The following is a 385-nucleotide window of genomic DNA, read 5'->3' on the forward strand; positions in this document are numbered from 1 at the left end:
TGTTGCTGAAAATTGCCCTCTGGATGTTGCTGATAACTCTTGGCACCTGGGGAACTCCCTCTGGATGTTGCTGAAAATTGCCATCTGGATGTTGCTGATAACTCTTGGCACCTGGGGAACTCCCTTTGGATGTTGCTGAAAATTGCCCTCTGGATGTTGCTGATAACTCTTGGCACCTAGGGAACTCCCTCTGGATGTTGCTGAAAATTGCCCTCTGGATGTTGCTGATAACTCTTGGCACCTGGGGAACTCCCTCTGGATGTTGCTGAAAATTGCCCTCTGGATGTTGCTGATAACTCTTGGCACCTGGGGAACTCCCTCTGGATGTTGCTGAAAATTGCCATCTGGATGTTGCTGATAACTCTTGGCACCTGGGGAACTCCCT

The 385-nt window shown here is 49.6% G+C and carries 1 protein-coding gene; it reads right to left on the bottom strand.

Features of this window, described 5'->3' with window-relative positions:
• On the bottom strand, positions 1 to 306 hold a 306-nt coding region (locus tag GQA99_RS20705), incomplete at its 3' end, for a hypothetical protein (protein ID WP_206194599.1).
• Between the last annotated feature and the right edge of the window lie 79 nt (positions 307 to 385).

The sequence above is a fragment of the Shewanella litoralis genome (assembly GCF_009828585.1).
Taxonomy (GTDB): domain Bacteria; phylum Pseudomonadota; class Gammaproteobacteria; order Enterobacterales; family Shewanellaceae; genus Shewanella; species Shewanella litoralis.